Genomic DNA, 16217 nt, shown 5'->3' on the forward strand with positions numbered 1-16217 from the left:
GGTAATCAAGATGATGAAAGAATGGGCCACTGTCGTTTCGTGGCAAGACGGTATTGCTAAGCTGCGTTGTGAGACGCAAGCGGGTTGCAGCAGCTGCCATTCGCGATCTGGCTGTGGAGCCCGGGTTCTCAATGAACTCGGCCCGCAAACAGAACATAATCTTTTGGTGAATATTGCTGAACGCCTTGAGCCAGGCCAGAAAGTTGAGCTTGGCATCACGGAGGGCAGTTTGTTGCGCTCCGCTTTCCTGGTTTATATGACCCCCCTATTGGGCGTTATTCTGGGGGGCGGCTTGCTGCAATGGCTGACGCAGGGAGATTTTTACTCCGTGCTCGGAGCAGTAGCGGGTGGGGCAATAGGTTTTGTTGTCGCGCGTGCGCTGGCGGCAAAGCTGGAAAATCAGGCAGGTTATCAGCCTGTCATCCTGCAAATAGGTCTGCCTCCTGACGCATTCCGGTTCCAGCACAATAATGGTCGTCTACCTTCCTGAGTATCGCCCTCTTAGTTCCTGATCGGGATCCGGTTTTGGATCATATGCTCGATCAGTGCGATGAAAAGATCGGCGCTGAACAGGGAAGTATAGAGTATGGAAAAGAGAATACGCCCATTGGTATCAAGCAGTCGGATCATCTGGCTGTTACTTCCCCCGCTGATATATTGTATATCCTCGACCGGAATACACAGCCCTTCATCTGATGTAATAAACCTTGCGCTCAATCGTAATTTTTTTTCATTTAACATCAATAAACTACGGCTGAAAAACTGATTCAGTTTGCATTTCGACGCGGCCAGATAAGTGAATGAAAAACTCCCATCGTTTGCCAGAACAGCCAGTGCCTGCGGGCCACGGGACATCAGTTGTTCATTCTTGATGACTTCAATCAGCCGTTCAGCATGTGCGATATTAGGGGTGATTTTATGCCAGCATTTATCATTCCCTTCGCGAAACGCCATGGTGTCTAATATTTTCCGGGTATATTTACCGGTTCTGTAACGATATATCTCAGTAATTTGGTCGAAAGGCACAAAGCGATTTTTTTGGTCTCTTTCGTTGATCACTAATATTCCATTCTCATGCAATTGGTAAATTTGTTGAGGTCTGGTGTAGTGTCTGAGGACAAATAACAGCGAGCCTAATCCAATACTGAAAATAGCCGACAACGTAATAATATGCAGGCCACCGCTACCTGTTCTGCCAAGAGCAAGAAGAAATACGACCTGTATTGCGCCCCCCACCATTAACAGCGTGGCAAGAACCATTGTGATCCAGGAATTGGCTCTGGCAAACCCATGCTGACTGAGCAACCGTCCTTCATTGATCATGATGCTAACCTTGTGACCGGATTGAGAAAAGTAAGACAAAGCAAATGTTCAAATAATTCAAAATAGAGCATAAATAAATTCTTTTATAACAGGTATTTAAAGGTTTTTTTGCTGATGAGTAAATGAGCATTTTCCTAAAGTCCTGCCTTCCCGAAGGTTATGTCCGGCGGATGAAAACGTCATAACGGAGAGTTGCTTACAACTTATTGCAATCGTTACGACCCGCTTTCACCCGAAGATAGGCATAATCATCAGTTAGGTGGCGGGGAGACTAGGTTTTCACGGTCCTCACATGTAGAATGCTGCGACTCAGGCGAAAGACAGCCAACCTACAAACCGTCGCTGTGTTGTTATGGCGAATGATTCAGAAATACCAAGGTAGAAAATCTTTATAATGAAGAACATAAGAAACTTTTCCATCATCGCCCACATTGACCACGGTAAGTCGACGCTGTCCGACCGCATTATTCAGATCTGCGGCGGCTTGTCCGATCGTGAAATGGAAGCGCAAGTTCTTGACTCCATGGATCTGGAACGTGAGCGCGGTATCACCATCAAAGCCCAGAGCGTAACGCTGGACTACAAAGCAAAAGATGGCGAAACCTATCACCTGAATTTCATCGATACTCCAGGCCACGTCGACTTCTCTTATGAAGTTTCACGCTCTCTTGCCGCCTGTGAAGGCGCATTACTGGTGGTGGATGCCGGTCAGGGCGTAGAAGCACAGACCTTGGCAAACTGCTACACCGCGATGGAAATGAATCTCGAAGTCGTGCCGGTATTGAACAAAATTGACTTGCCAGCCGCCGATCCCGATCGCGCAGCGCAGGAAATTGAAGATATCGTTGGCATTGATGCCACGGATGCGGTGCGCTGCTCGGCTAAAACCGGCGTCGGTGTTCCGGATATTCTGGAACGTCTGGTGCGCGACATTCCGCCACCAGAGGGTGATCCGGAAGCTCCTCTGCAGGCGCTGATCATCGATTCATGGTTCGATAACTACCTTGGCGTGGTTTCTCTGGTCCGTATTAAGAACGGCACCATGAGAAAGGGCGACAAAATTAAAGTCATGAGCACCGGTCAGGTCTATAACGCCGACCGTCTGGGTATCTTCACGCCAAAACGCGTTGATCGCGATATGTTGGGCTGTGGGGAAGTGGGCTGGCTGGTTTGCGCGATTAAAGACATCCTGGGCGCGCCGGTTGGCGATACCCTGACACTGTCACGTAATCCGGCTGAGAAACCGTTACCTGGTTTTAAGAAAGTAAAACCTCAGGTTTACGCAGGTCTGTTCCCGGTCAGCTCTGATGATTACGAAAACTTCCGCGATGCATTAGGCAAACTCAGCCTGAACGATGCTTCTCTGTTCTATGAACCAGAAAGCTCAACCGCGCTGGGTTTTGGCTTCCGCTGTGGCTTCCTCGGTTTGCTGCACATGGAGATCATTCAGGAGCGTCTGGAGCGTGAATACGATCTGGACTTGATCACCACTGCGCCGACCGTAGTGTATGAAGTGGAAACCACCAGTAAAGAGACCATTTACGTTGATAGCCCCTCTAAGCTGCCTGCGCTAAATAACATCGAAGAGCTGCGTGAGCCGATTGCCGAATGCCACATGCTGATGCCTCAGGAATATCTGGGCAGCGTGATCACCTTATGCATTGAGAAACGCGGCGTTCAGACCAACATGGTTTACCACGGTAACCAGGTTGCCCTGACCTATGAAATTCCTATGGCTGAAGTGGTTATCGACTTCTTTGACCGCCTGAAATCAACCTCTCGCGGTTATGCGTCACTGGACTATAACTTCAAGCACTTCCAGACGTCAGACATGGTACGTGTTGATGTATTGATCAACGGTGAACGTGTTGACGCCTTGGCGCTGATCACTCACCGTGGCAATGCGCAGTTCCGTGGCCGTCAGTTGGTCGAGAAAATGCAGGAACTTATCCCGCGTCAGCAATTTGATATCGCCATTCAGGCCGCTATCGGCGGGCATATCATTGCGCGTGCAACGGTGAAACAACTGCGTAAAAACGTATTAGCGAAATGTTACGGCGGTGACGTTAGCCGTAAGAAGAAACTGTTGCAGAAACAAAAAGATGGTAAGAAACGCATGAAGCAGGTAGGCAACGTTGAGTTACCACAAGAAGCGTTCCTGGCCATTCTCCATGTCGGTAAAGACAGCAAATAAGCCCTCAATAAGTTCGTAGGAGTATGCATGGCTAACATGTTTGCCTTGATTCTGGCGATTGCAACGCTGGTCTCCGGGATTATCTGGTGCCTGGATCGTTTCAAATTCGCTCCTGCTCGTCGGGCGAAAATTGCCAGACTCAAGGTTGAAACCGCTGGTGCGGTTGACGAAAAAACGCTAAACAAAGCGGCTAAACAACCAGGTTGGGTAGAAACCTGTGCCTCTGTTTTTCCTGTATTGCTGGTGGTGTTTGTAGTGCGTTCGTTTATTTACGAACCTTTCCAGATCCCATCCGGTTCGATGATGCCAACCTTGCTGATTGGCGATTTCATTGTCGTCGAGAAGTATGCTTATGGCCTGAAAGATCCGATCACGCAAACCAAGCTCATCCCGACAGGTGAACCTAAACGTGGCGATGTGGTGGTATTTAAATATCCGCTTAATCCAAGTCTGGATTACATCAAACGTTTAGTGGGCTTGCCGGGTGACCGGGTGACCTATGATCCTTTCAGCAAAGAAGTGACCGTTCAACCAGCGTGTAACAGTGGTCAGAATTGCAGTACGGCTCTGGCGGTAACTTACGATGCCGGTCATGCGAGTGACTTCGTACAGACCTTTGGTCAGGCGTCCGGCAGCGAAGCCAGCAGCGGTTTCTTTGAGATCCCTCCTTCGGCCAACGTGCCGCAAGACGGTATCCGTCTGCTGCAGCGTCAGGAAACGCTGGGTAATGTGACCCACAATATTCTGACGGTGCCAGGCGCACGCGATCAGCTCGGTGCTTACTATCAGCAACCAGGTCAGCCTATGGGCACCTGGGTGGTTCCGGCCGGCCATTACTTCATGATGGGTGACAACCGTGACAATAGCGCTGACAGTCGTTACTGGGGCTTTGTACCAGAGAAGAATCTGGTCGGTCGTGCATCCGGTATCTGGATGAGCTTTAAAAAGCAGGAAGGTGAGTGGCCAACGGGCGTACGCCTGAGCCGCATCGGTGGAATTCATTAATTCAATGCTGCCTATTTCCGCAGCATTATATTTCCACACGTTGTAGAATACTCTTTCGAGCGATAAAAGTTGGCTCCCTGAATTTTTGTTAAAATGAATAGGGAGCCACTGCAAACGAAACAGCTTTGGATTTGCTTTAGGCGAAGCAGGCCTGTTCCGTATGCTGAAGTTTTTGACGCATTCTTGATCTATTGGTAACTCATGAATCCCATCGTAATAAATAGGCTTCAGCGAAAGCTGGGCTACACTTTTCAACAGCAGGAACTCTTATTGCAGGCACTGACTCACCGCAGCGCCAGCAGCAAACATAATGAGCGGTTAGAATTCCTGGGTGACTCCATCCTTAGTTATGTCATCGCCAATGCGCTTTATCAACGCTTTCCCCGCGTTGATGAAGGCGATATGAGCCGGATGCGTGCGACGCTGGTGCGTGGCAATACCCTGGCAGAAATGGCGCGTGAATTTGACCTCGGCGAATGCTTACGTTTAGGGCCGGGAGAATTGAAAAGTGGTGGTTTCCGCCGCGAGTCCATTCTTGCGGATACGGTGGAGGCGCTCATTGGCGGCGTATTCCTGGACAGTGACATCCAAAACGTCGAAAGACTGATTCTCGAATGGTACCGCAGTCGTCTAGACGAAATCAGTCCCGGTGATAAGCAGAAAGACCCAAAAACTCGCTTGCAGGAGTTTTTACAGGGGCGCCATCTGCCGTTGCCTTCTTATCTGGTTGTGCAGGTTCGCGGTGAAGCGCACGATCAGGAGTTTACTATCCACTGCCAGGTCAGTGGCTTGAACCAACCGGTTGTAGGAACCGGTTCAAGCCGTAGAAAAGCCGAGCAGGCGGCAGCGGAACAAGCGCTGATACAGCTGGAGCTTGAATGAGCGAAGAAAAGAATTACTGTGGTTTTGTAGCAATCGTTGGCCGTCCTAACGTCGGCAAATCGACCTTGCTCAACGAATTATTGGGGCAGAAAATCTCCATTACTTCGCGTAAACCGCAAACAACCCGTCACCGTATTATGGGCATCCATACTGAAGGCCCTTATCAGGCTATCTACGTTGACACCCCAGGGCTGCACATGGAAGAGAAGCGGGCGATTAACCGTCTGATGAACCGTGCTGCCAGCAGCTCCATCGGTGATGTTGAGCTGGTGATTTTCGTGGTTGAAGGCACCCACTGGACGCCTGATGACGAGATGGTCGTTAATAAACTGCGTGATATTAAAGCCCCGGTTCTGTTGGCTATTAACAAAATTGATAACGTCACTGACAAGTCGAAGCTGTTGCCGCACCTGCAGTTCCTGAGCGAGCAGATGAATTTCATCGATATCGTACCAATGTCAGCGGAGAAAGGTATTAACGTTGATACCATCGCCAGCATTGTCCGTAAGCGCCTGCCGGAAGCGATTCATCACTTCCCAGAAGATTACATTACTGACCGTTCGCAGCGTTTTATGGCCTCTGAAATCATCCGTGAAAAACTGATGCGTTTCCTGGGTGAAGAATTGCCATACTCGGTCACGGTGGAAATCGAACGTTTCGTGACGAATGCGCGCGGTGGCTACGACATCAATGGCCTGATTCTGGTTGAACGTGAAGGCCAGAAAAAAATGGTTATCGGTAACAAGGGTTCGAAAATTAAAACCATTGGTATCGAAGCGCGTCAGGACATGGAAAACATGTTTGAAGCGAAAGTCCATCTTGAGCTGTGGGTCAAGGTTAAATCCGGTTGGGCAGATGACGAACGTGCACTGCGCAGCCTGGGTTATGTAGACGACTTATAAGGTCCGCGCCTATGGAAGGCTGGCAACGCGCATTTGTTTTGCATGGGCGACCTTACAGTGAAACCAGCTTAATGCTGGATCTCTTCACTGAAGGACAGGGGCGGGTGCGCATTCTTGCAAAAGGAGCGCGCGGTCGCCGGTCCAATCTAAAAGGCTGCTTGCAGCCTTTTACGCCTTTATTGGTTCGTTGGAGCGGGCGGGGTGAAGTGAAAACCCTGCGTAACGCCGAGCCGGTTTCCCTCGCACTCCCTCTTTCTGGTTCGATGCTCTACAGTGGCCTCTACGTCAACGAGCTTGTTTCCCGCGTGCTTGAGCAGGAGACGAACTACTCTTCGCTGTTTTTCGATTACCTCAACTGTTTACAAAATTTAGCGGGAGCCAGCGGTTCGCCCGAGCAGCCTCTGCGTCAGTTCGAACTGGCTCTGCTCAATCATCTTGGCTATGGGGTGGACTTCCTGCATTGCGCGGGGAGTGGAGAAGAAGTCAGCGACACCATGACTTATCGCTATCGCGAAGAAAAAGGCTTTATTGCCAGTCTGGTTGTCGATAACAGCAGCTTTACCGGGCGTGATCTCAAGGCGCTGGCCAGTCGTGAATTCCCCGATGCGCTCACCCTGCGCGCCGCCAAACGTTTCACCCGCATGGCGCTGAAGCCTTATCTTGGTGGCAAGCCGCTGAAAAGCCGCGAACTCTTCCGCCAGTTTTTCGTTAAAAAGCCCGACTCGCCCTCTGATAATTCCGCTAGCTAAATTGCCTTTTGGGGTACCCGTCACGCGGGTCGAGGGTGTAAACTGCCTCCATTAGTTGCTTTGTTTCCCCTGTAATTAAACTCTATAAACAATCTGGAGCTGTCATGGCTGAATTGCTGCTGGGCGTTAACATCGATCACATCGCGACACTGCGCAATGCGCGTGGTACGGCATACCCTGATCCGGTTCAGGCCGCATTTATTGCTGAGCAGGCAGGCGCTGACGGTATTACCGTCCACCTGCGCGAAGATCGCCGTCATATCACTGACCGCGACGTGCGCCTGCTGCGTCAAACCATTCAGACTCGCATGAATCTTGAAATGGCCGTCACCGATGAAATGGTCGGGATCGCCTGCGAAATTGAGCCACACTTTTGCTGCCTGGTGCCGGAAAAACGCGAAGAAGTTACCACCGAAGGCGGTCTGGATGTCGCCGGTCAGATAGACAAAATGACCGTGGCAGTTTCCCGACTGACCGAAGCCGGTATTCTCGTTTCGCTGTTTATCGATGCCGATATGCGCCAGATCGACGCCGCCGTCGCCGTTGGCGCGCCTTACATTGAGATCCACACCGGCGCGTATGCGGAGGCGAAAAACGATCTTGAAAGCCGGGCGGAACTTGAACGCATCAAACAGGCCGCGGCCTATGCGGCAGGTAAGGGCTTGAAAGTGAATGCCGGTCATGGCCTGACTTACCATAACGTACAGCCGATCGCTGCAATACCGGAAATGCATGAACTGAATATCGGCCATGCCATTATCGGGCAGGCAGTGATTGACGGCCTGTCAGGTGCGGTGCGTGAAATGAAAGTGCTGATGCGTGAAGCGCGCCGGTAATGGCTATTCTCGGACTTGGTACTGACATCGTTGAAATCACGAGGATTGAAGCCGTGGTTGAGCGCAGCGGCGACCGGCTGGCGAAGCGCATTCTTTGTGCGAATGAGTGGTTGCTCTATCAGAATCACCAGCAACCGGTACGGTTTCTGGCCAAACGTTTTGCCGTGAAAGAGGCCGCAGCAAAGGCACTGGGAACGGGTATTCGCAACGGTCTGGCATTTGAACAGTTCGAAGTGGTTAACGATCCGCTGGGGAAACCCGGTTTGATATTCCACGATCGCGCCGCTGAAATGGCGGCCGAGTTAGGCGTGAAAGCGGTACACGTTACGCTGGCCGATGAACGGCGTTATGCGTGCGCTACAGTCATTATTGAGAACTAATGAACCGCATCACGCTGTGTAATCAAACGGCGTGATGCAGTACAACGAACTTATCCCATAACTGCTCGTTGGATTCACTGTGCTGCGGATCGATGATAATCGTGTTATCGATCGGGCAGACGCTCTGGCAGGTCGGCTTATCATAATGGCCGACGCACTCGGTGCAGCGGTCACTGTCAATCTCATAAATCTCAGCGCCCATCGAGATCGCCTGATTCGGGCATTCCGGCTCGCACATATCGCAATTGATGCATTTGTGTGTGATAAGCAGGGCCATAATCTCTCTCGTTTTCAGCAATAATCCGGGCGCGCAGTATAGCAGGTTTGACCTCTGCGTTGCCTTTGCTCGTCGTCTATCCCGCCCCGAAATGATCCCGATCAAACCAGCTTTTTCACCAACTCTTCGCTATGTTTGATTCTTTCCGGAGCATGGACCGTATCTTGCTGAATCAGAGCCATAAAAAGCAGGTCGGTGAGTGAGTATTGCGCTGTGGTGGCTGAAACCGCCGCACCGCGCGTCGCCGGTAATTCCGCAACCGTGTAGAGGCAGTGATCGGCCAGTTGCTGGAGTGCGTTGGGGGAGAAGCCGGTCAGTGCCAGCACTTTGGCCCCGCTTTGACGCGCAACGTCGGCTGCCAGATTGATCTCCCGCCGCTCACCGCTAAACGAAATTGCCAGCAGTAAGTCTTCATCCGACAGTGCCTGAACCGTCGCCAGCAACACATGGGTATCCGATTCTGCAATCGCCGTCAGCCCGATTTTCAGCAGCTTATAGGCCAGATCTTTCGCGACCAGACCTGATGCACCGATGCCGGTAAGGATAATTTTTCGTGCTCCAGATAACATCGCCAGCGCCTGTTGCAGCCGCTGCTCGCTGTTGATATCCAGCGTGGCGCGCAGTGCGGACTGTTTCTCCGCCAGAAGTTTCTCGCCAACCACTTGTAAGCTGTCGGTGCTGATAATCTGGTTATGTACGGTAACGGCCAGCTCTTTTTGCGGCAATGCCAGTGCTTCACTCATGGCCAGCTTCAGCGCGGGAAAACCTTTGTACCCGAGCTTCTGGGCAAATTTCACTACCCCTGACTGGCTCACCCCCGCCAGCTCCGCGAGTTTTTGTGAACTCAGATGCCGTGCCTGCTCAGGATGCTCCAGCAGAAAATCCGCCAGCCTGCGGTCGTTTTGCGCCAGTGTGGGATAGATCTGGCGGATGCGGATCATGCTGCTCATTTTTTAGTTCCTCGCCCCGGTACCTGCGCACATCACGAATTAACAATTATGTTATCTAAAGTAGCAAATATTTCTCGCCTTTAAGAATAAAATATTCAAATATCTAATCATATTTATGAATTAAAAATTCACGAGGTAACGTTATGAACTTAGGATCCCTGGTTTCTGAAAGCCGTAATCCGGCAACAATGGGTCTCGACGAGATGTCGACACTGGAGATGGTGGCCGCTTTCAACCATGAAGACGGCAAAGTCCCCGAAGCCATTCATGCTGTTTTACCGCAGGTAGCACAGGCTGTGGACATGGCGGCCGCTTCTTTTAAAGCGGGCGGACGACTTATCTATTTAGGGGCAGGCACCAGCGGACGTCTGGGTGTGCTGGACGCCTCTGAGTGCCCGCCGACGTTCGGCGTGCCGCACGGCATGGTGATTGGTCTGATTGCCGGTGGCCCCGGCGCGCTGCTTAAAGCGGTCGAAGGTGCGGAAGATAGCGAAGCGCTGGGCGTTGAAGATTTGAAGAATATTCAGCTCACCATAGCCGATACCGTGGTCGGTCTCGCGGCATCGGGACGCACGCCTTACGTTATCGGCGCACTGCGTTATGCCAGTGAACTTGGCTGCGCCACGGTAGCTATCTCCTGTAACCCAGATTCCCCCATTGCATTCGAAGCCAAAGTCGCGATTTCTCCTGTCGTCGGACCTGAAGCGCTGACGGGTTCGACCCGTATGAAATCGGGGACCGCGCAAAAACTGGTGCTGAATATGATTTCCACCGGCGCGATGGTGAAAACCGGCAAGGTGTATCAGAACCTGATGGTGGATGTGAAAGCCACCAACATCAAACTGGTGGATCGCGCCTGCCGCATTGTGGTTGAAGCCACCGGTGCCGCCCGTGCTGACGCTGAAGCGGCTCTGGCACAAACTGAATTTGAAGTTAAACCGGCCATTCTGATGCTGCTCAGTCAGATCAGCGCCGAAGAGGCTATACAGCGGCTGGCGACGCACCACGGCTTCCTGCGCGCGGCGCTGGCGGGGTAATGCTTCACTGACATAGGGGAATGGGCATGGCGACGGCAATGGATAAAACGCAGCTTCTGGCAACGCAAATCCTGCAACGCGTGGGTGGTGAAAGCAATATCAGCAAGCTGGAAAACTGCATGACCCGCGTGCGGGTTGAAGTCTTTGATGAGCAGAAACTGGATCTGACGGGGATTCAAACCCTGACGGGCATCAAGGGTTACATCAAACAGGGGGAACAGCATCAGTTTATTGTTGGCCCCGGCGCGGCGGCCAAAGTGGTCGATGCTATACGTGCGTTACTGGTGGGCGGAGAAAATCCCCCGCCGTCCGATGCCATTTCCCGCAATAAAGCCCAAGCCAAAGCGAAATATTCCGCACCGATGAGTGGCGCGCTGCGTCAGCTTGCCAATGTTTTCATTCCGCTGATCCCGGCGTTTATCGCCTCGGGTCTGATCATGGGCATTATTAATCTGCTGAAGCGGCCTGACATCGCCGGTTCACTGGCGCTTGATTACCCCAATATTCTGGGCCTGCTGGCGATCTTCGGCGGTGCCGTATTTGCCATCATGAATATTCTGGTCGGTGTGAATGCTGCGCGGGTCTTCGGTGGCTCACAGGCGATGGGCGGCGTAATGGCGGGGATCCTTTCCAGCCCGGCACTGGCGCAAATCACCCTGTTTGGTGAAACCCTGCAACCGGGCCGTGGCGGGGTGATCGCCGTGTTATTCGTCGTCGCCCTGATGTGCTGGCTGGAAAAACGCCTGCGTCAGTGGTTGCCGGAGTCTGTCGAATTGATCCTCAATCCGCTGATCACCACGCTGGTGACGGCGACGCTGGCGATTGTCATTCTTCAGCCGTTAGGCGGCGTTATTTCGGACGCCATCGCGCACGGCGTGAATATGGCAATAGATAAAGGCGGCCTGGTGGTGGGGGCGCTCCTGGCCGGATTCTTCCTGCCGCTGGTGCTGTCGGGGTTACATCAGGGGTTGGTGCCTATTCACGTCGAACTGATCCAGGCGCATGGTTCGAATCCACTGCTGCCTATTTTAGCGATGGCAGGGGTCGGGCAGGTGGGGGCGGCGATTGCCGTCTACATGAAAACCCACAATCCGCGCCTGAAAAAAGTGATAAAAGGTGCGCTGCCGGTAGGGATCCTCGGCATCGGTGAACCGCTGATTTTCGGCGTCACCTTACCGCTTGGGCGGCCATTTATTGGCGCCTGTTTAGGCGGCGCAGTAGGTGGTGCGCTAATCTGTTACTGGAAGGTCGCCACGGTGATCACCTTTGGGATCTCCGGTTTGCCGCTGGCGCTGACCATTGTCTCTGGAAAAGTGATGTTGTACCTGGCGGGGATATTGATTACCGTAATAGCCGGATTTATTTTCACCTGGATGATGGGGTTCAACGATCCCGAGGAGTAACGCATTGAGTGCGACGGCGGATCGACGAGTAGTATTTTTTGACCTGGATGGCACGCTTCACCAGCAGGATATGTTTGGCACCTTTATGCGGTTTCTGTTGTGGCGGATGCCGCAAAACCTGCTGCTGGTGATACCCATGTTACCGGTGGTCGGCCTTGGAATGCTGGTACAGGGGCGGGCGACGCGTTGGCCGATGAGCTTATTGCTGTGGTCGATCACTTTTGGTCACAGCGAAGCCAAACTTAAAGATCTCGAATTGCGCTTTGTTAACTGGTTTCGCCAGAAAGTGGTGGCCTTTCCCGTGGTGCAGATGCGCTTGCGTGACTACATTGAAAACCACGATGCTGAAGTGTGGCTGATCACCGGTTCGCCGGAAAATCTGGTGCAGCAGGTATATAACGCCTCATCTTTCCTGCCAAAGGTGCGCCTGGTAGGAAGCCGGATGGAAAGGGGGAAAGGGGGATGGATACTGCCTTTACGCTGCCTGGGGGAAGAGAAAGTGGCTCAGTTGGAACAGCGCATTGGTTCGCCGTTAAAACTCTACAGCGGCTACAGCGACAGCAAACAGGACAACCCGCTGTTGTTCTTTTGCGAACATCGTTTTCGCGTCAGCAAACACGGTGAGTTGCAACAGCTTGAGTAACCGTTTGTTGTAAAAAAAGCAGGCCGGGTGATCCGTCCTGCTTTTTTATTGCCTGGGTTTCAGACATTCTACATTGCGGCTTTGAAAATATTTACGACGTCCTGATGGCTTCCCTGAATCGGATTAGTCAGCGCACAGGCATCGTTCAGCGCATTGGTAGCCAGCGTGTTGAAATCTTCTTCTTTCACCTTCAGGTCACGTAACCCTGCTGGAATGCCGATGTCCCGTGCCAGTTGGCGAATCGCGCCGATACAGGCCTTCGCACCCTCTTTATCATCCATATTTGCGACATCAAGGTGCATTGCTGCGGCAATCTCTTTCAGGCGTGGACTGGCGACACGGGCATTATATTCCTGAACAAAAGGCAATAGCACTGCATTACAGACACCATGGGGCAGGTTGTAGAACCCCCCGAGTTGGTGGGCCATCGCGTGAACATATCCCAGTGACGCATTGTTAAAGGCCATTCCAGCAAGGAACTGTGCGTATGCCATATTCTCCCGCGCCTGCATGTTGCCGCCGTCATTGACCGCGTCACGTAGGGAGTCGGTGACCATTGTTACCGCTTTTAGTGCGCAGGCATCGGTGATGGGATTGGCCGCGCTGGACATATAGGCCTCAATGGCGTGGGTCAGGGCGTCCATACCTGTCGCGGCGGTCAACCCTTTAGGCATTCCTGCCATCAGATGGGGGTCATTCACCGACATCAGTGGCGTAACATTCTTGTCGACAATTGCCATTTTGATATGACGTTCTTCATCGGTAATGATGCAAAAACGGGTCATTTCAGAGGCAGTGCCGGCGGTGGTATTGATGGAAATCAGCGGAAGTTGAAGCTTGCCTGAGCGGTCCAGCCCTTCGTAATCCTCAATTTTACCGCCGTTGGTTGCCAGTAACGCAATACCTTTGGCGCAGTCGTGCGGAGAGCCGCCGCCGAGAGAGATAACACAATCACATGCATGCTGTTTAAGAATCTCCAGACCTTCACGCACGTTGCGGGTAGTCGGATTTGGGTGAGTACCGTGGTAGACGCTGCTTTGTACATCACTTTGCGCCAGTAAATCTTGCACCTGTTTAACTACGCCGATATCAAACAGCACTCTATCAGTGACGATCAGTGCGTGATGAAAGCCATGTTGAGTGATGGCATTGGCCATTTCTTGTAATGCGCCGGTACCGATGACATTTACTGATGGGATGAAGAAAGTTGAGGTAGCCATAGTGTCATTCCTGCCGTCTGTTGTAATGATATATGCATTAACCTTAAGTTTTTTGCCGACATCCTAAAATGATCTGAAGCAAGAATTACAATATTGACATGAGGAATAAAATTATAAATATCATGTACATAACTGGTATTTCCAACCATTTATGATTAATCGAAACCTGAAGGGAAGAAATGGTTTTCGTGGGAATTATTTAGTATTTTTACTGTATTTTTCTGCGTGAAATTACCTGTGGCGGAAGTTGGGTTGCCTGCGCGGCCTTAGGTATAATAACGGCTGAATGAATGGGTATGAGGTGAAAGTGGCAGAGCAATACAGCGATGAAGATTGGATGCGTCACGCATTGAATCTTGCCCTTAAGGCGCAGGAAGAGGGTGAAGTCCCGGTGGGAGCCGTGCTGGTGCTCGACAATCAGGTGATTGGCGAGGGCTGGAACCGGCCCATCGGCCATCATGATCCTACCGCTCACGCTGAAATCATGGCGCTGCGTCAGGGCGGGCAGAAAGTACAAAACTACCGGCTGCTGGACGCCACCCTGTATGTGACGCTGGAGCCCTGCGTGATGTGTGCGGGTGCCATGATTCACAGCCGTATTCGCCGGGTGGTTTACGGTGCGGCGGACGTTAAAACCGGTGCCGCAGGTTCACTGTTGGATATCTTAGGCCATCCGGGGATGAATCATCAGGTGCAGAGCACGTCCGGCATTCTGGCAGATGACTGTTCGGCCATGCTGAGTGCGTTTTTCCGTTACCGCCGCAGTCAGCACAAAGCCCTTAAACAGGCGCAGCGCGCCGCCGAAGAGCCTGACGACAAACCCTGACGTTAATGCGCAGGTGCCAGTGCCTGCGCCACACTCACCGCCGGGTAACCGGCGCCTAACTGAGCCTGCAACGCCGCTTCCTGCGCCTGTTTTTTCTCTTTTTCCATCAGATACCCCACCAGACTTAACTGATAGCGGCGGATGTTTTCGACGTACTTATAGGCCTGCGTTCCGCGCGCATAGCCATAGGTAGTCCGGCTGAAATAGCGCTTCTGGTTTAGCATCGGCAAGCGCTGTTTCACATCCAGCCAGCTGTCAGGGTTGCCTTTCTGATCAGCCGTGAGTTTGCGGGCATCCAGCATGTGACCGTAACCCATATTGTAAGCGGCCAGCGCAAACCAGATCCGTTCATCTTTGGGGATCGTTTCCGGCATTTTGTCCATCAGGCGAGACAGATACAGTGCGCCGCCCTGAATACTCTGCTCGGCGTCCGTGCGGTCATCAACATCCAGACCTGAGGCGGTTGCCCGGGTGAGCATCATCATGCCGCGCACGCCGGTCGGGGATGTCGCCAGCGGATCCCAATGAGATTCCTGATAGGAGATCGCCGCCAGCAGCCGCCAGTCGATATCACCGGCGTACTTCTCAAACAGCGGTTGCAGCGCGGGCAGGGTCGTGTCGATCGCTTTGAGGAAAGTGCGGGTATCGACGTAGTCAAATTCCCCCACGTGCCCGAGGTATTTCTCTTCCAACTTTTCCAGCGTACCGTCTTCGGAAATCTGGCTAAAGAAATCCAGCATGGCGGCATACAGGCTGTCATCGTCAGGTTTCTTGCTGAAATACCAGGTAACCGGCTCGTCGGCGGTGACGTTAAACGCCACGGCTAAGCGCGGATAGACTCGCTGCATCAACGCCACGGTTACAGAATCGCCCAACGTATAGTCGAGTTTTCCTTCGGCGACTTGTTGCAGTAAGTCACTCGGCGAGAGTTTGTCGGTTTCGGCCCAGGTTAACGCAGGGTATTTTTTGCTGGCAGCCTGAAGCGCCACGATGTGTGCCGTACCGGAAGAGACGACCAGCGATCCTTTGATATCGGCCAGGGATTTCGGGCGCACCGATCCCTGGCGGTACAACAATTGTTGTGACACCGAATAATACTCAGGCCCTGTACGGTAGTTTTTCAGGCGCTCTGTATTGTAGATAAGACCCGATGCCAGCATGTCGGCTTTGTTGTTGTCGAGGTCATTAAACATTGATGAGATGTTGTCATGAGACGACATCACCAGCGTTACGCCAAGATAGTCAGCAAAGCGTTTAGCCAGTTCGTAGTCAAACCCGGCGCTGCCGTCGGGGTTGCTGAAAAAAGTCAGTGGAGAATTAAGCGTGCTCACGCGTAATTCTCCACGGGATTTTATCTGTTCCAGTTGGTCGCCTTCACCCCGATGCCATGGGATCGTTGGCCATAAAGCCAACGCCAGCAACAGGGCAGCAAGACCGACCAGAAAGTAGTTTAATTTTATGCGCGTCAAATAGTTATCTCTCTGCGGCGCTATTATTTTATTGAGCTCAGGCTCTTTCATTTCTATGGTTATATTCCCAGTGCCGACGCATTTTGCTCAACAAAACGGCAGGCTGCAACTTTATTCATAA

General features: G+C 52.2%; 17 protein-coding genes. 12 read left to right on the plus strand and 5 right to left on the minus strand.

Annotation, left to right across the window (positions count from 1 at the left end):
- The first annotated feature begins 10 nt into the window (after positions 1 to 10).
- Positions 11 to 490 carry a SoxR-reducing system protein RseC gene (rseC, locus tag ACZRKO_RS00420; RefSeq protein WP_463735316.1) on the plus strand — a complete coding sequence of 160 codons (480 nt, stop codon included), beginning with the start codon at positions 11 to 13 and terminating at the stop codon, positions 488 to 490.
- A gap of 11 nt (positions 491 to 501) precedes the next feature.
- Here the strand turns inward: rseC and ACZRKO_RS00425 are convergent, their stop codons facing one another.
- Positions 502 to 1323, minus strand: coding sequence for a DUF6585 family protein (locus tag ACZRKO_RS00425; RefSeq protein ID WP_463735317.1), 822 nt, complete (start codon positions 1321 to 1323; stop codon positions 502 to 504).
- A gap of 394 nt (positions 1324 to 1717) precedes the next feature.
- Here ACZRKO_RS00425 and lepA point away from each other — a divergent pair, with 394 nt between their 5' ends.
- From lepA to acpS, 7 genes are all read left to right on the plus strand, one after another.
- Complete coding sequence (lepA, locus tag ACZRKO_RS00430; protein WP_463735318.1) at positions 1718 to 3517, plus strand: translation elongation factor 4; 1800 nt, start codon at positions 1718 to 1720, stop codon at positions 3515 to 3517.
- Positions 3518 to 3544: 27 nt separating this feature from the next.
- The gene (gene lepB / locus ACZRKO_RS00435) at positions 3545 to 4522 is read left to right on the plus strand and encodes a signal peptidase I (protein ID WP_463735319.1); all 978 of its coding nucleotides are present in this window, start codon (positions 3545 to 3547) and stop codon (positions 4520 to 4522) included.
- A 201-nt stretch (positions 4523 to 4723) separates the two neighbouring features.
- Positions 4724 to 5404: a ribonuclease III gene (gene rnc / locus ACZRKO_RS00440; RefSeq protein WP_463735320.1), complete on the plus strand. Its 681-nt coding sequence runs from the start codon at positions 4724 to 4726 to the stop codon at positions 5402 to 5404.
- Positions 5401 to 6306 carry a GTPase Era gene (gene era / locus ACZRKO_RS00445; RefSeq protein ID WP_463735321.1) on the plus strand — a complete coding sequence of 302 codons (906 nt, stop codon included), beginning with the start codon at positions 5401 to 5403 and terminating at the stop codon, positions 6304 to 6306. The genes rnc and era overlap by 4 nt, the downstream gene beginning before the upstream one ends.
- 11 nt (positions 6307 to 6317) lie before the next feature.
- Positions 6318 to 7055 carry a DNA repair protein RecO gene (recO, locus tag ACZRKO_RS00450; protein WP_463735322.1) on the plus strand — a complete coding sequence of 246 codons (738 nt, stop codon included), beginning with the start codon at positions 6318 to 6320 and terminating at the stop codon, positions 7053 to 7055.
- 104 nt (positions 7056 to 7159) lie between these two features.
- Positions 7160 to 7891 (plus strand): pyridoxine 5'-phosphate synthase, encoded by a 732-nt coding sequence (gene pdxJ / locus ACZRKO_RS00455; protein WP_463735323.1) that lies wholly within the window; start codon positions 7160 to 7162, stop codon positions 7889 to 7891.
- A complete protein-coding gene (gene acpS, locus ACZRKO_RS00460; protein ID WP_463735324.1) occupies positions 7891 to 8271 on the plus strand; it encodes a holo-ACP synthase in 381 nt (126 codons plus the stop codon). Before pdxJ ends, acpS begins: the two co-directional genes overlap by 1 nt.
- A 22-nt stretch (positions 8272 to 8293) precedes the next feature.
- Here the strand turns inward: acpS and ACZRKO_RS00465 are convergent, their stop codons facing one another.
- Both ACZRKO_RS00465 and ACZRKO_RS00470 read right to left on the minus strand, forming a co-directional pair.
- Positions 8294 to 8548, minus strand: coding sequence for a YfhL family 4Fe-4S dicluster ferredoxin (locus ACZRKO_RS00465; protein WP_463735325.1), 255 nt, complete (start codon positions 8546 to 8548; stop codon positions 8294 to 8296).
- Positions 8549 to 8649: 101 nt separating this feature from the next.
- Positions 8650 to 9498, minus strand: coding sequence for a MurR/RpiR family transcriptional regulator (locus ACZRKO_RS00470; protein WP_463735326.1), 849 nt, complete (start codon positions 9496 to 9498; stop codon positions 8650 to 8652).
- Between the two features lie 143 nt (positions 9499 to 9641).
- On the opposite strand from ACZRKO_RS00470, the gene murQ reads away from it, so the two are divergent.
- The 3 genes from murQ to yfhb are packed head-to-tail and all read left to right on the plus strand — an operon-like array spanning position 9642 to position 12581.
- Positions 9642 to 10535, plus strand: coding sequence for an N-acetylmuramic acid 6-phosphate etherase (gene murQ, locus ACZRKO_RS00475; protein ID WP_463735327.1), 894 nt, complete (start codon positions 9642 to 9644; stop codon positions 10533 to 10535).
- Positions 10536 to 10573: 38 nt separating this feature from the next.
- Complete coding sequence (locus ACZRKO_RS00480; protein ID WP_463737426.1) at positions 10574 to 11938, plus strand: PTS transporter subunit EIIC; 1365 nt, start codon at positions 10574 to 10576, stop codon at positions 11936 to 11938.
- A 4-nt stretch (positions 11939 to 11942) separates the two neighbouring features.
- A complete protein-coding gene (gene yfhb, locus ACZRKO_RS00485; protein ID WP_463735328.1) occupies positions 11943 to 12581 on the plus strand; it encodes a phosphatidylglycerophosphatase C in 639 nt (212 codons plus the stop codon).
- Positions 12582 to 12649: 68 nt separating this feature from the next.
- Here yfhb and yiaY read toward each other — a convergent pair whose 3' ends face one another.
- Positions 12650 to 13801, minus strand: coding sequence for an L-threonine dehydrogenase (gene yiaY, locus ACZRKO_RS00490; RefSeq protein ID WP_463735329.1), 1152 nt, complete (start codon positions 13799 to 13801; stop codon positions 12650 to 12652).
- Between the two features lie 286 nt (positions 13802 to 14087).
- On the opposite strand from yiaY, the gene tadA reads away from it, so the two are divergent.
- Positions 14088 to 14627 (plus strand): tRNA adenosine(34) deaminase TadA, encoded by a 540-nt coding sequence (tadA, locus tag ACZRKO_RS00495; protein WP_463735330.1) that lies wholly within the window; start codon positions 14088 to 14090, stop codon positions 14625 to 14627.
- 2 nt (positions 14628 to 14629) lie between these two features.
- Here the strand turns inward: tadA and mltF are convergent, their stop codons facing one another.
- Positions 14630 to 16096, minus strand: coding sequence for a membrane-bound lytic murein transglycosylase MltF (gene mltF, locus ACZRKO_RS00500; RefSeq protein WP_463735331.1), 1467 nt, complete (start codon positions 16094 to 16096; stop codon positions 14630 to 14632).
- Between the last annotated feature and the right edge of the window lie 121 nt (positions 16097 to 16217).

It is taken from the genome of Ewingella sp. C233 (assembly GCF_055407225.1).